The organism is Plantactinospora sp. ZYX-F-223 (assembly GCF_039649625.1).
In the GTDB taxonomy this organism is placed as follows: Bacteria; Actinomycetota; Actinomycetes; order Mycobacteriales; family Micromonosporaceae; genus Plantactinospora.
On the sequence record NZ_JBDJAV010000005.1, the window covers coordinates 209,850 to 223,095 of the forward strand.

The window sequence follows — 13,246 nt, forward strand, 5'->3', positions numbered from 1 at the left end:
GTCGGCGCGACCTGTGTTGTGTGGCAGCGTTGGGTGGTACAGGATCGGCGCGGATCGTCGTCGTGGGCGCGGGCCGGACACGACCGGACGGGCACGGAGAGCACGGTGACGGGACGGCTCGGTCGTGACGGTCGTGGCGGCGAGGGACGGAGCGAGGAGGCGTCGTGACCGGATGGAGGGGGGCGGACCGGTGACCGGGTCGTCCGTCGTACCCGCGCCGGCGTATCCGCACGGCGGGCTCGGGCGGCACGCCAAGCTTCCGCCCCGGGAGCGGCTGCGGGTGTTGCTGATCGAGGACGATGACGCCGACGCCTTCCTGGTCGGCGAGTTGCTCGCCGAGACCGGCGACGGCATCGACCTGCTCGTCGCGAACAGCCTGAACACCGCCCGGGCGCAGATCCGCGGTGTCGACTGCGTGCTGCTCGACCTCGGCCTGCCGGACGCGCAGGGCCTGGACGGGCTCCGCCAGGTGCTCGCGATGTCCAGCGGCGCCGCCGTCTGCGTGCTGACCGGCCGCTCGGACGAGCACCTCGGCATCGGCGCGGTCGCCGAGGGCGCCCAGGACTACCTGGTCAAGGGCCAGGTCGACGGGGTGCTGCTGGCTCGGGCCCTGCGCTACGCGGTGGAGCGGAAGCGGGCCGACGAGAATGCCCGGCGGCTGCGCGAGGTGGAGCTGCGCCAGGCCGAGTCCGCCCGGTTGGAGCGCGGCCTGCTGCCCCAGCCGTTGATCGACACCGACCTGGTGCAGGTGCACCCCTTCTATCGCCCCGGCCGGCACGAGGCGCTGATCGGCGGCGACTTCTACGACGTGGTGCAGACCAGTCCGGACCGGATCGACCTGATCGTCGGCGACGTCTGCGGGCACGGGGTGGACGAGGCCGCGCTCGGCGTCGAACTCCGGGTCGCCTGGCGGGCCCTGGTGCTCGCCGGAGTGCCCGACGAGCAGGTGCTGCCGGCGCTGGAGCAGGTGCTGATGAGCGAGCGGTCGAAACGGGAGATCTTCGCCACGGTCGCCGCGGTCCGGCTGGACCTGGCCGGTAACCGGGCCACCGTCCGGCTCGCCGGGCATCCGCCGCCGCTGCTGCTCGCCGGGGGCCGGGTGGTGCCGGTGCCGGCGCCGCACGGGCTCTTGCTCGGGGTACGGCCACGGCCGCCGGTCGCCCACGAGCTGCGCTTCGAGACCGAGGACTGGTCACTGCTGATGTATACGGACGGGCTGATCGAGGGCCGGGTCGGCGACGGCGACGAGCGGCTGGACGTACCGGGGCTGAGCGGGCTGGTGGCCGATCCGCGGGCCCGTGGGGTGGGCCTGGCGGAGCTGCCCGGCTGGCTGGTCGAGCAGGCCGAGGAGCGCAACGGCGGGCCGTTCTCCGACGACGTGGCGATGCTGCTGGTCAGCCGGGGGGAGGGGCGGTGAGGTCACCACTGCGCTGGACACTGCGCCGTCGGGTCACCGCGCTGTGCGTGATCGTCGGCGTGGTGCTCGGCATGCTGGCGGTCAGCGCCACGGTCGTCGCCACCAGCAACCGGCAACACCTGGACACCCTGCTCACCAAGACCGGTCCGCTGCGCACCGATGGTCAGGCGTTGCTCAGCGCCCTGGTTGACCAGCAGACCGGGATACGCGGCTACGCCGTCACCGCCAACGACGCCGACCTCGCGCCGTACCGGGAGGGCCTGCAACGGGAGACGGCGCTGATCGCCTCGATGGACGCGCGCCTGCACGACCAGCCGGAGATCCGTCGCGAGCTGCACACGGTGCGGGACCACGCCGAGCAGTGGCGGGAGGTGGTGGCCGAGCCGGCGATCGAGCTGACCGTGCGGAGCGGGCCGGAGGCCGCGCAGGCGTTTCTGACCGCCCAGACCGGCGACCGCTTCACCGAGCTGCGCGGCGAGGTGGAGGCGTTGCAGCAGTCGATCCTGGATCTGCGTAACTCCGTCGCGCAGAATGCCCGGGGGACCGGCAACACCCTGGTGCTGCTGCTGATCCTGGCCGCGATCGTGGTGGTGCTGGCCGGTCTTGCCCTGCTCACCTCGCTGAACCGGCTGGTGATCGGTCCGGTCACCACGCTGGCCGGTCAGGTGCGGGAGGTGGCCGGCGGGGCGTACCAGCGGGAGATCGAGCAGGTCGGGCCGCCGGAGCTGGCCGCGCTGGCCAGCGACATCGACGGGATGCGCCGCCGGATCGCCGCCGACCTGGACGAGGTGCGGCAGGCCCGGGAACGGATCGAATGGGTCAACGGCCAGTTGGAGAGGCAGGCCGAGGAACTGGTCCGGTCCAACCGTGACCTGGAGCAGTTCGCCTACGTCGCCTCGCACGACCTCCAGGAGCCGCTGCGCAAGGTGGCCAGCTTCTGCCAACTCCTGCAACGCCGGTACGCGGGCAAGCTCGACGAGCGCGCCGACCAGTACATCGCGTTCGCGGTCGACGGGGCGCAGCGGATGCAGCGGCTGATCAACGACCTGCTGGCGTTCTCCCGGATCGGCCGGCTCACCACCGGCTTCACCGATGTGGATCTGGATGCGGTGATGGCCGATGTCGCCGGCCAGACCGAGTCCACCCGGCGGTACGTCGGCGGCGAGCTCACCTGGTCGGATCTGCCGGTCATCCGGGGCGAGGAGACCCTGCTGACCAACCTGCTGGCCAACCTGGTGGGCAACTCGCTCAAGTTCCGCCGGCCGGACGTGCCGCCGAAGGTGCACGTCTCGGCACGGCGGCTGGGCGACGAGTGGGAGATCAGCTGCCAGGACAACGGGATCGGCATCGAACCCGAGTTCGCCGACAAGATCTTCGTGATCTTCCAGCGGCTGCACGCCAAGGACGCCTATCCGGGTACCGGTATCGGGCTGGCCATCGTGAAGAAGATCGTCGAGTACCACGGTGGCCGGGTCTGGGTGGACCCCGACGCGGTGGCCGAGGGCACGATGATCCGGTTCACCCTGCCGGTACCGCCGGAGCTGCGGGAGCCGGTCGAGCCGGCCGAGGCCCCCGGCGCGGACGGAGAGGGGGAAAGCTCGACCGTGCCCGCACCGGCCGGCGGGTCGCCGACCGCGAGCGAGGCCGACGCCACACCGCCGGGTGAGTCGGCCCGGCCGGCCGGCGACATGAAGCAGACTGTGTGACGGATGACCGGATCGACGAGGAGGGGCCGATGACGGCACCGGCGGACGGCAAGAGCCCGATCGAGGTGCTGCTGGTCGAGGACGACCCGGGTGACGTGCTGATGACGCAGGAGGCGTTCGAGGAGCACAAGCTGCGCAACCGGCTCACCGTGGTCTCCGACGGCGCGGCGGCCCTGGCCTACCTGCGCCAGGAGGGCGAGTACGCCGACGCCGTGTCTCCGGACCTGATCCTGCTCGACCTCAACCTGCCCCGCCGGGACGGCCGGGAGGTGCTGGCCGAGATCAAGCGGGACGAAGAGCTCTGCCGGATCCCGGTGGTGGTGCTGACCACCTCGCAGGCCGACGAGGACATCCTGCGCAGCTACCAGTTGCACGCGAACGCGTACGTGACGAAGCCGGTCGACTTCGACCGGTTCATCTCGGTGGTACGGCAGATCGACGAGTTCTTCGTCAGCGTCGTGAAGCTTCCGCCGCGTGGCTGATCCCGAGGCGCGGCTCGTCGAGGAGGTCGGGGCGCTGCTCCGCCGGGCCGCCGCCGAGGCAATCCTGCCGATGTTCCGGCATCTGGCCGCGTCCGACGTCTCGGAGAAGGCCCCGGGCGAGGTGGTGACGGTGGCCGACCGCCGGGCCGAGGAGCTCATCGCCACCGGGCTGCGCCGGCTCCGGCCGGAATCCGAGGTGGTCGGCGAGGAGGGGGTGGCCGCCGATCCGGCGGCGCTGGACCTGCTCGCCGGGCCGGCCGAGGTGTGGCTGGTCGATCCGCTGGACGGTACGGCGAACTTCGCGGCCGGGCGGCAGCCGTTCGCGGTGATGGCGGCGCTGCGGCGGGCGGGGCGTACCGAGGCGGCCTGGATCCTCGACCCGATGGCGGACCGCCTGCTGCTGGCCCGGGCCGGGGACGGGGCGTACCGGGACGGGGACGCGGTGCGCACGACCACCGAGCCGCTCGCGGCCGGGGCGCTGCGCGGCGTGGTGGCGACCCGGTTCCTGCCGGCGGAACTCCGGGCGCGGGTGTTGGCCGGGGCCGGGCGGATCGGCGCGGTACTGCCCGGACAACACTGCGCTGGTCAGGAATATGCGGATATTGTGGACGGCCGGCAACACTTCGCGATCTTCTGGCGGACGCTGCCCTGGGACCACGCGCCTGGAGCGCTGCTGGTCGAGGCGGCCGGCGGGGTGGTCCGGCGGCTCGACGGCAGCCCGTACGACCCGGCCGACGGGCGGGCCGGCCTGCTGGCCGCCGCCAACGAGTCGATCTGGGACGCGGTGCACGGCACCCTGCTGGCCACGCCCTGACCGGATCGGCCGGACGCCGGACGGCAAGCCGAAAAGCCCTGTTTGCCCGCTATGTAGCCTATCTTATGGTATTGCGGCAGCTCGGAGGTGGGCCGACAGCGCGGCCGGCTTCCGGTAGGCTGACCGGCGGTCTCCGCCAGGTGGCGCCGTCGAGGGTGCCGGTGGGGACCGCCGCCGAACGAACCTTTTTCACCTGTTCCGCGCGGCGCTCACGCACCGCGTCCGACCTCGCGGTCCGCCGGACCGTGCGGGGGTGGAAGAGGTTCAATGGTCAGTGTGGACCCTCCGGGGTCGGCGGCCTACGGAAGGAACGGCTTTCGTGCGCACAACGGCCATTGCCCGGCTGCACCGCCCACGCCGGTTCACGGTGCTACTCGTCGTCGCCGCGCTCCTCGCCGGGATGCCCGCGGCCCTGGTCGGTACGGCCGCCGCTCCGGCGACCGCCGCGCCCAGTTCGCCCGGCGACGAGGGCGGCACCAAGAAGCTCCGGGACGCCCTGGAGTCCGCCTCCAAGGGGCACATCGAGGCGACCGCCAAGCTGACCAACTCCAAGAAGCGGCAGAGCCAGCTCGGCGCCCAGCTCAAGCAGGTGGAGACCCGGATCGCCGCGCTCACCCAGGAGGTGGGGGTGATCGCCGCCGAGACGTACCGCCGGGGCCGGCTCACCCCGATCTCGGCCCTGCTGAACAGCGCCTCGCCGCAGTCGTTCGTGGAGCGGGCCGCCGGGCTCGAAGTGATCGCCCAGCGCGACGACCGGAAGCTCCGCGAACTGGCCGAGTCGCTGGACCAGGCGGCCAAGGCGAAGAAGGCGATCGACGCCGAGGTCCGCGAGCAGCAGCGGCAGGTCGAGGTGATCGCCCGGAAGAAGAAGGACGCCGAACGCGCCCTGGCCGCCGTCGGCGGCAACCCGTCCGGCGGACTGATCAGCGCCAACTCGCCGCTGGCCAAGGCCGCTCCGCGCAACTCCGACGGCTCCTGGCCCAAGGAGTCCTGCTCCATCGACGACCCGACCACCGGCGGGTGCATCACGCCCCGCACCCTGCACGCGCTCAACCAGGCCAAGGCCAACGGGTTCAAGCGGCACACCTCCTGCCACCGCAGCGGCGGCGGGGGTGAGCATCCCAAGGGACGCGCCTGCGACTTCTCGGCTGCGGCCGGCGGGTTCGAGAACGTCGACGCGAGCGGCGGCGACCGCACGTACGGCAACAACGTGGCCGCGTTCTACGTCAAGAACGCGAGCCGGCTCGGAGTGCTCTACGTGATCTGGTACCGGCAGATCTGGATGCCCGGCAACGGGTGGCGGGCGTACAACGGCAACGGCGATCCCGCCTCCGACCACACGAACCACGTTCATCTGTCGATGTTGTAGCCCGGAGCCGGTGGTGGGATGCGTACCATCGCTGCGATGGACTCTTCACCACCTGACGTGGCGGGCACGACCACCGTCGCGGACGAGCCCCCCGGGTCACCGGCCCGGGCCCTGCCGACCGGCCTGGCCGCCACCCTGGTCTTCGTCGCCAGTGGTGCCGTACTCGTGCTGGAGACGGCGTCGCTGCGGCTCGTCGGCCCGTACGTCGGGGTCACCCTCCAGGTCACCAGCTCGGTGATCGGGGTGGCGCTGGCCGCGATCGCGTACGGCGCCTGGATCGGCGGGTGGCTCGCCGACCGCCGGGACCCGCGCCGGCTGCTCGCCCCGGCGCTGGTGCTCGCCGGCATCTGCACCGCACTGACCCTGCCGATCGTCCGGTACGCCGGCGAGGTGCTGCGCGGCGGTGCCGCCGTCGGCATCCTGCTGCTCACCGCGCTGGCGATCTTCCTGCCGGCGGCCCTGCTCGCCGCGATCACCCCGCTGGTGGTGAAGCTGCAACTCGGGGACCTGCGGCAGACCGGGCAGGTGGTCGGGCGGCTCTCCAGCATCGGCACGCTCGGCGCGATCACCGCGACGCTGGGTACCGGATTCGTGCTGGTCGCCGCCCTGCCGAGTACCGCCATCATCATCAGCCTGGCGGTCCTGCTCGGGGTGACCGGGCTGGTGCTCGCGGTCTATCTGCGTCGGCAATCCGGGGGCACGCTGCCGAAGCCGTCCCGGATCACCGCCGCCGCGGCCGTACTCGGGCTGGTCGGCGCCTCGCTCAGCGCCGTCGCGCCGAACCCGTGCGACGTGGAGACGGCGTACCACTGCGCCTCGGTCGAGCCGGACCCGGACAACTCCACCGGGCGGCTGCTGGTGCTCAACTCGGCCTGGCACTCCTATGTGGACCTAGCCGACCCGGGGCACCTGGAGTTCGAGTACACGAAGTGGATCGGGGCGGTCGCCGACGTGATGGCACCGGCCCGGGCACCGCTTGCGGCCGTACACCTCGGGGGTGGCGGCTTCACCATGCCGCGCTACCTGACCGCGACCCGGCCCGGCACCCGCAACGAGGTCTACGAGATCGACGGTGAGCTGGTCGAGCTGGGCCGCCGCGAGCTGGACGTGCGGACCGGTCCGGAGTTGCGCGCCCGGGTCGGCGACGCCCGGATGCTGATCGGCGAGCGTGCCGCGCACAGCGCCGACCTGGTGGTCGGGGACGCGTTCGGGCACCTGGTGGTGCCCTGGCACCTGGCCACCCGGGAGATGGCCGCCGAGGTCCGCCGGGTGGTCCGGCCCGGCGGCATCTACGCGCAGAACGTGATCGACCATCCGCCGCTGCGCTTCATCCGGGCCGAGGTGGCCACCGTGGCGGCCGAGTTTCCCCACATCGCCCTGGTCGCGCCGCCAGCCGCGCTGGCCGGCGCGAACGGCGCGAACTTCGTGATCCTCGCCTCCGACCGGCCGCTGCCGGTCGAGGAGGTACGGGAACGCCTGATCACCTCGGCGGACCAGCCGGTCACCGTGCTCTCCGGCGCCGCGCTCGACGAGTTCGTCGACGACGCCATGGTGCTGACCGACGAGTACGCCCCGGTCGACCAGCTCCTCGCCACCGCCTGAGCCGCCGCTCAGCCGGTCGGTCGGGCGCCGGGAACCCCGCCCGCCGACCACCGCTGGACCGAATCCGCGCCGGGTAGGTGTAGCCGGCCCCGGTCCGGGCAAGAGAGATCTGCATGACCGGGTGGGGCTGGTGGGGTGGAGCGCAGCGGTACGGCACGGAGCTGGTCGGTGACCGATACCGGCTGATCGAGGAACTTGGCGAAGGCGGCATGTCGGTGGTCTGGCGCGGCCACGACGAGGTGCTGGGCCGGCCGGTGGCGGTGAAGATGCTCGCTCCGAAGCTGGCCACCGACCGGGCGTTCCGGCACCGGCTCCGGACCGAGGCCCGGGCCGCCGCCCGGCTCTGCCATCCGCACATCACCGGCGTCTACGACTACGGCGAGTCGGTCCGGTACGGCCGGACCGTGCCGTACGTGGTGATGGAGCTGGTCGACGGCGAGCCGCTGGCGGGCTGGCTCGACCGCGAGGGCCCGCTGCCCTGGTGGGATGCGGTGGTGCTCGGCGCCCAGGTCGCCGCCGCGCTGGCCGCCGCGCACGCCCGGGGAGTGGTGCACCGCGACATAACTCCCGGCAACGTCATGCTCACCGTGATGGGTGCCAAGGTCGTCGACTTCGGGATCTCGGCGCTGGTCGGCGAGCGGGACGGTGACGGCGAGGGCGGGCTGTACGGCACGCCCGCGTACGTGGCCCCGGAGCGGCTCAACCAGAACGAGGTCTGTCCGGCCACCGACGTGTACGCTCTCGGCCTGCTGCTCTACCGGGCGCTGACCGGCCGGATGCCGTGGCGGGCGTCGACCCGTACCCAGGCGCTGCGCGCACACCTGTACGCCGAGCCGGCGCCGATGCCACCGGTACCCGGGCTGCCGGCCGAGGCGGAGGCGGTCATCACCCGCTGCCTGGCCAAGACGCCGGGGGAGCGGCCGGAGAGTGCCGAGCTGGCCCGTACCCTGGCCCGGGCTGCCGGGGTGGTGCTGCCGGTGGCGGCCGGTCCGGCGCCCGCCGCGCCGTCCTGCCGGGCCGACCCGATCGACCCGGCGCCGCGGGAACACCGGCCGGCGGCGTCGGCGCACTCGGACACCGCGATGCTGCCCCGGTCGGCGACCGACCCGCTGCCGCGGCCGGCCCGCCCCCGCTGGTCGGCGGCGCGGCTCGGCAACCGGGCCCGGGTCGCGGCGGTCGGGGTCGGCCTGCTCGCGGTGGGCGGCGCGGTCTGGGCGGGCGGCGTCGGCAGTTCGGCGCCGGGCGGCGGGGCCGGCACGGCGACGAACCTGGCGATGGGCGGCACCGCTCCGTGCCGGGTCGACTACGTGCTGCGCGCGGACACCGGCCGGTCGTTCCAGGCCGAGGTCACGGTCACCAACCTCGGCGCCTCGGCGGTGCGGGACTGGACGCTGCGCTTCGCGTTTCCCGGCGAGCAGGTGCTCACCCGGAACCCGTCACCGGAGTCCCGCCAACACGGCCGGGAGGTGCTGATCCGGCCCGCCACCGGCCCCGAGGCGACCCTGCCGGCCGGCGGGGCCGTCCGGTTCGGGCTGGCCGGTAGCCACGCCGGCAGCAATCCGCTGCCCGTGGAGTTCCGGCTCGGCGAGACCGCCTGTGCGGCCCGGGTCTCCAGCGTGCCGGGCCAGACCGGTGGTGCCGCGGCCGGCGGCGCGGTCGGGGCGGTGCCGCCGTCGCCGCCGGACCGGACTGCGGGCCAGCCCGGCCCCGCCGCCGACTCGGAGGGCACCGGGTCGACGGGCGCCGAGCGGGAAGGCACCGGGTCGAAGGGCAATGGCCCGGGCAGGTCGTCGAAGGGCAAGGGACCGAAGCAGGACCGCGACTCCGACTCCGACGGTTCGGACTCCGACGGCCCGGACGGCGACGACGACTGAACCGCCAGCCGTTCCCGGTTCCGGTTGACCGCCCCTCGGGCCCCGGGTGACCGCCCCGGTCCGGTGACCGGCACGCCGATCCCGGGGGTCGGTGGGTGTCGCACGACGCCGGGTGGACCTTCCGGAACATCGCCGGGCGCCTGGCTGCGTCGGCCATCCCTTGGCGGTTACTTGTGGGTTTCAGCCACATAGCACGTGCGTGACGTCACCCCTACCGTGGGCCGACGATGCTTCTCCAACTTCACCCCCATGTGGAGCGATGATGACGGTCCGGACGACGCGGCGGGTACTGGTCACCGCCGCCACGCTGCTGGTAGGGGCGATCGCCACGAGCGCCTGCGGCAGCCCGCAGGACACCGCGAACGGCGGCGGCGACAACGCCGCACCGGTCAAGGTCGGTCTGGTCTACTCCCAGTCGGGGGCGTTGGCCAGCTACGGCAAGCAGTACATCGAAGGGTTCCGGGCCGGGCTGGCGTACGCCACCGACGGCACCAACAAGATCGGTGATCGTACGGTCGAGGTGACCGAGGTCGACGACGCGGGCGACCCGGCCAAGGCGGTCTCGGCGGCGAAGGACCTGATCGGCAAGGGTTACAAGATCCTCGCCGGCTCGACGGCCTCCGGCGTCGCCCTCCAGGTCGCGCCGATCGCCGCGCAGAACAAGGTACTCTTCATCTCCGGGCCCGCCGCCACCGACGGCGCGACCGGGGTCAACAAGTACACCTTCCGCTCCGGGCGGCAGTCGTACCAGGACGTGCAGACCGCGAAGTCGTTCATCGGCGACGCGGCCGGCAAGAAGGTCGTGGTCTTCGCCCAGGACAGCGCGTTCGGCAAGAGCAACGAGGCGGCGGTCAAGGCGGTCATCGGCGGTGCCGGTGCCACGGTGAGCAGCGTGCTCGCCCCGGCCAGCGCCACCGACTTCACCCCGTTCGCCAGCCAGTTGACGGCAGCCAAGCCGGACCTGCTCTTCGTGGCCTGGGCCGGCACCACCGCCCCGGCGATGTGGCAGACCCTGGACCAGCAGGGCGTACTCGGCTCCACCACGGTGGTCACCGGGCTGGACATCCGGGCCTCCTGGCCGACCTTCGGGGCGGCCGGCACCAAGATCTCCTTCCTGTCGCACTTCTTCGACGGCGCCGCCGACAACCCCGCCGCGCAGGCGGCCAAGGCGGCCGTACCCGGCGGGGTGCTGGACCTGTTCCACCCGGACGGGTTCGCCGCGGCCCAGATGATCGTGCGGTCGGTCCAGGAGGGTGGCGACGACGTCGACAAGATGGTCACCGCGCTGGAGGGCTGGAGCTTCGACGGGATCAAGGGCAAGATGACGGTCCGTGCCGAGGACCACGCGCTGCTCCAGCCGATGTTCCAGGCCAAACTGAGCGGCACCGGCGACGCGATGAAGGCGGAGTCGCAGAAGGTGCTCACCCCGGACGAGACGGCGCCGCCGGCCGTGGCGATGAAGGGCTGAGGTGTGCTCGCCACCCGCGACCTGACCTGGCGGATCGGCGAGGTCGCCATCGTCGACGGCGTCGACCTGGAGTTGGCGCCCGGGGAGTTCCTCGGGGTGATCGGCCCCAACGGCGCCGGCAAGACCTCGCTGTTCAACCTGGTCTCCGGCCTGCGCCGGCCCACCGCAGGCCAGGTGCTGCTGGACGGTACCGACATCAGCGCGCTGCCGCCGCACCGGCGGGCCCGGCTCGGGCTGGGCCGGACGTTCCAGGCGTCCTCGGTCTTCGGCTCGCTGAGCGTGCGGGAGAACGTCCGGCTGGCCGTGCAGGCGCACCGGGGTGGCTCGATGAAGCTGTGGCGGCGGGCGGCGGCCGACCGGGAGGTGGTCGCCGCCGCCGACGCGGCACTGGACCGGGTCGGCCTGGCACACCGGGCCGACGCGCTGGCCGGCACGCTCGCGCACGGGGAGAAGCGGAAACTGGAGATCGCGCTGCTGCTGGCCGGCGAGCCGAGGGTGATGCTGCTCGACGAGCCGATGGCCGGGGTGAGCGCCGAGGACGTACCCGAGCTGGTCGGGGTGATCCGGTCGTTGACCGGCGACAGCGGCCGGGCCGTACTCATGGTGGAACACCACATGGACGTGATCCTCGGGCTCGCCGACCGGATCGCGGTGATGCACCACGGCGCGCTGCTCGCCTGCGACGTCCCGGCGACCGTGATGGCCAACCCGGTGGTACAGGAGGCGTACCTAGGTGAGTCCCTATGAGCGAGCGTAGCGAGCGAATCAGCCAGCTCGGTGTCGATGTGCCTCGTGACGGCACGGAGCGCAGCGGAGTGCCGGCATGAGTGAGAAGCCGATCCTCGACGTCTCCGACCTGTCGGTACGGATCGCCGGGCTGCACATCCTGCAGGGCGTCTCCTTCACCGTGGCCCCGAGCGGGGTGACCGTGCTGCTCGGGCGCAACGGGGTCGGCAAGACCACCACGCTGCGGGCGATCCTCGGGCTGACCCCACGCGGCGGCGAGGTACGCGCCACCGTGCGGACGGGCGACCGCTCGCTGGCCGGTGAGCCGACCCACCGGCTGGTCCGGGACGGCCTCGGCTACGTACCCGAGGACCGCTGTGTCTTCGCCGGCCTCACCGTCACCGAGAACCTGCGGCTCGCCGAGAGGCGCGGCGGCGCTCCCGCGTACGACCGGGTCTTCGAGCTGTTTCCGGAGCTGAAGCGGCGTGGCCGGCAACGGGCCGGCTCGCTCTCCGGCGGCCAGCAGCAGATGCTGGCGATCGGCCGGGTGCTGCTCAACGACAACCGGCTGCTGCTGGTCGACGAGCCGACCAAGGGGCTGGCGCCGAAGGTGGTCACCGAAGTGGCCGAGGTGCTGGAGCGGGTCGCGGTCGCCGTGCCGGTGCTGCTGGTCGAACAGAACCTCGCGGTGGTACGCCGGCTGGCCAGCGATGCGGTGGTGCTCGCCGCCGGCCGGGTCGCCTGGTCCGGTGCCGCCGACGAACTGCTGCGGGAGGCAGAGTTGACCAGATCCCTGCTCGGCGTCGGCGTGGCCGGCGAGCCGGCAAAGGCCGAGGTCGCCGGGGAGGTGCCGGCCGGATGAGCACGATCGTGTTGCTGACGCTGACCGGGCTGGGCCTGGCCGCGCTCTACTTCCTGGTCGCCTCCGGGCTCTCCCTGGTGTTCGGGCTGGCCGACGTGCTGAACTTCGCGCACGGGCTGTTCCTCTCCGTCGGGGCGTACGCCACCTGGTGGGCGGCCGGGAACCTGCCGGGTGCCGGCCCGTCCGGGTTCGGTTTCGTGCTCGCGGTCGCGTTCGGTGTCGTCGCCGGTGCGGTGGTCGGGATGGCCGTCGAACTCGTGATGATCCGTCCGCTCTACTCCCGCACCATCGAACAGGTATTGGTCACGGTCGGGCTCTCGCTGGCCGGGGTGGCGTTGCTCCAGGCCACCTGGGGCGCGGACCCGCGACCGTTCCCGCGCCCGGACTGGACCCAGCGGGTCACCCCGGTACTCGGTGCCAAGGTGCCGAACTCCGGCATCCTGCTGATCCTCGCCGCCGCGCTGGTACTGGCCGCGCTGCTCGGTTTCCTCCGCTACACCCGGTACGGGCTGGTGATCCGGGCCGGGGTGGAGAACCGGGAGATGGTCACCGCGCTCGGCATCGACGTACGGAAGGCGTTCACCCTGGTCTTCGCGATCGGTGGAGCCGCCGCGGCGCTGGCCGGGGCGCTCGGCGGGGTCTACTTCGGCTCGGTCTCGCCGAGCCAGGGCGGCTCACTACTGATCTTCGCCTTCATCGTGGTGGTGATCGGCGGGATGGGCTCGGTCGTCGGGTCCGCGTACGCCGCCGTCGCGGTGGGCCTGCTCCAGCAGTTCGTCAACTACTACGGCGTCTCCGGGGCCGGGGACATCTGCGTGGTCGCGCTGCTGGCGATCGTGCTGCTGTTCCGCCCGCAGGGCATCGCTGGAAGGGCGGCGACCACGTGACCGAGCGGAGCGAGGGGGCCGGCGTGACGACCGGTGTGC

11 protein-coding genes are annotated in these 13,246 nt (G+C 72.7%); all 11 read left to right on the plus strand.

Features of this window, described 5'->3' with window-relative positions:
• Positions 1–190: 190 nt before the first annotated feature.
• The 11 genes from AAH979_RS07395 to AAH979_RS07445 all read left to right on the plus strand — a co-directional run bounded on the left by AAH979_RS07395 (position 191) and on the right by AAH979_RS07445 (position 13,207).
• Positions 191–1,417, plus strand: a complete 1,227-nt coding sequence (locus tag AAH979_RS07395) for a SpoIIE family protein phosphatase (RefSeq protein ID WP_346257269.1) — start codon at positions 191–193, stop codon at positions 1,415–1,417.
• On the plus strand, positions 1,414–3,123 hold the full coding sequence (locus AAH979_RS07400; RefSeq protein ID WP_346257270.1) for an ATP-binding protein: 1,710 nt from the start codon (positions 1,414–1,416) through the stop codon (positions 3,121–3,123). Before AAH979_RS07395 ends, AAH979_RS07400 begins: the two co-directional genes overlap by 4 nt.
• A 29-nt stretch (positions 3,124–3,152) precedes the next feature.
• The gene (locus AAH979_RS07405) at positions 3,153–3,605 is read left to right on the plus strand and encodes a response regulator (RefSeq protein ID WP_346257340.1); all 453 of its coding nucleotides are present in this window, start codon (positions 3,153–3,155) and stop codon (positions 3,603–3,605) included.
• Positions 3,598–4,419 carry an inositol monophosphatase family protein gene (locus tag AAH979_RS07410; protein WP_346257271.1) on the plus strand — a complete coding sequence of 274 codons (822 nt, stop codon included), beginning with the start codon at positions 3,598–3,600 and terminating at the stop codon, positions 4,417–4,419. The genes AAH979_RS07405 and AAH979_RS07410 overlap by 8 nt, the downstream gene beginning before the upstream one ends.
• A 400-nt stretch (positions 4,420–4,819) precedes the next feature.
• Positions 4,820–5,788, plus strand: a complete 969-nt coding sequence (locus tag AAH979_RS07415; RefSeq protein WP_346257341.1) for a hypothetical protein — start codon at positions 4,820–4,822, stop codon at positions 5,786–5,788.
• A 36-nt stretch (positions 5,789–5,824) separates the two neighbouring features.
• Entirely contained in the window at positions 5,825–7,390 is a 1,566-nt protein-coding gene (locus AAH979_RS07420) for a fused MFS/spermidine synthase (RefSeq protein WP_346257272.1), read from the plus strand.
• 113 nt (positions 7,391–7,503) lie between these two features.
• Positions 7,504–9,264 (plus strand): protein kinase, encoded by a 1,761-nt coding sequence (locus tag AAH979_RS07425; RefSeq protein WP_346257273.1) that lies wholly within the window; start codon positions 7,504–7,506, stop codon positions 9,262–9,264.
• A gap of 262 nt (positions 9,265–9,526) precedes the next feature.
• Positions 9,527–10,732 carry a substrate-binding domain-containing protein gene (locus tag AAH979_RS07430; protein ID WP_346257274.1) on the plus strand — a complete coding sequence of 402 codons (1,206 nt, stop codon included), beginning with the start codon at positions 9,527–9,529 and terminating at the stop codon, positions 10,730–10,732.
• A 3-nt stretch (positions 10,733–10,735) separates the two neighbouring features.
• Entirely contained in the window at positions 10,736–11,479 is a 744-nt protein-coding gene (locus tag AAH979_RS07435) for an ABC transporter ATP-binding protein (protein WP_346257275.1), read from the plus strand.
• 76 nt (positions 11,480–11,555) lie between these two features.
• Positions 11,556–12,320, plus strand: a complete 765-nt coding sequence (locus AAH979_RS07440) for an ABC transporter ATP-binding protein (protein ID WP_346257276.1) — start codon at positions 11,556–11,558, stop codon at positions 12,318–12,320.
• On the plus strand, positions 12,317–13,207 hold the full coding sequence (locus tag AAH979_RS07445) for a branched-chain amino acid ABC transporter permease (protein WP_346257277.1): 891 nt from the start codon (positions 12,317–12,319) through the stop codon (positions 13,205–13,207). Before AAH979_RS07440 ends, AAH979_RS07445 begins: the two co-directional genes overlap by 4 nt.
• The last annotated feature ends 39 nt before the right edge of the window (positions 13,208–13,246 follow it).

Excerpts from the sequence above, each read along its gene's own strand:
- AAH979_RS07420 (WP_346257272.1), top strand. The coding sequence starts at position 5,825 with ATGGACTCTTCACCACCTGACGTGGCGGGCACGACCACCGTCGCGGAC.
- AAH979_RS07430 (WP_346257274.1), top strand. The coding sequence starts at position 9,527 with ATGACGGTCCGGACGACGCGGCGGGTACTGGTCACCGCCGCCACGCTG.
- AAH979_RS07440 (WP_346257276.1), top strand. The coding sequence starts at position 11,556 with ATGAGTGAGAAGCCGATCCTCGACGTCTCCGACCTGTCGGTACGGATC.
- AAH979_RS07405 (WP_346257340.1), top strand. The coding sequence starts at position 3,153 with ATGACGGCACCGGCGGACGGCAAGAGCCCGATCGAGGTGCTGCTGGTC.
- AAH979_RS07415 (WP_346257341.1), top strand. The coding sequence starts at position 4,820 with ATGCCCGCGGCCCTGGTCGGTACGGCCGCCGCTCCGGCGACCGCCGCG.
- AAH979_RS07425 (WP_346257273.1), top strand. The coding sequence starts at position 7,504 with ATGACCGGGTGGGGCTGGTGGGGTGGAGCGCAGCGGTACGGCACGGAG.
- AAH979_RS07445 (WP_346257277.1), top strand. The coding sequence starts at position 12,317 with ATGAGCACGATCGTGTTGCTGACGCTGACCGGGCTGGGCCTGGCCGCG.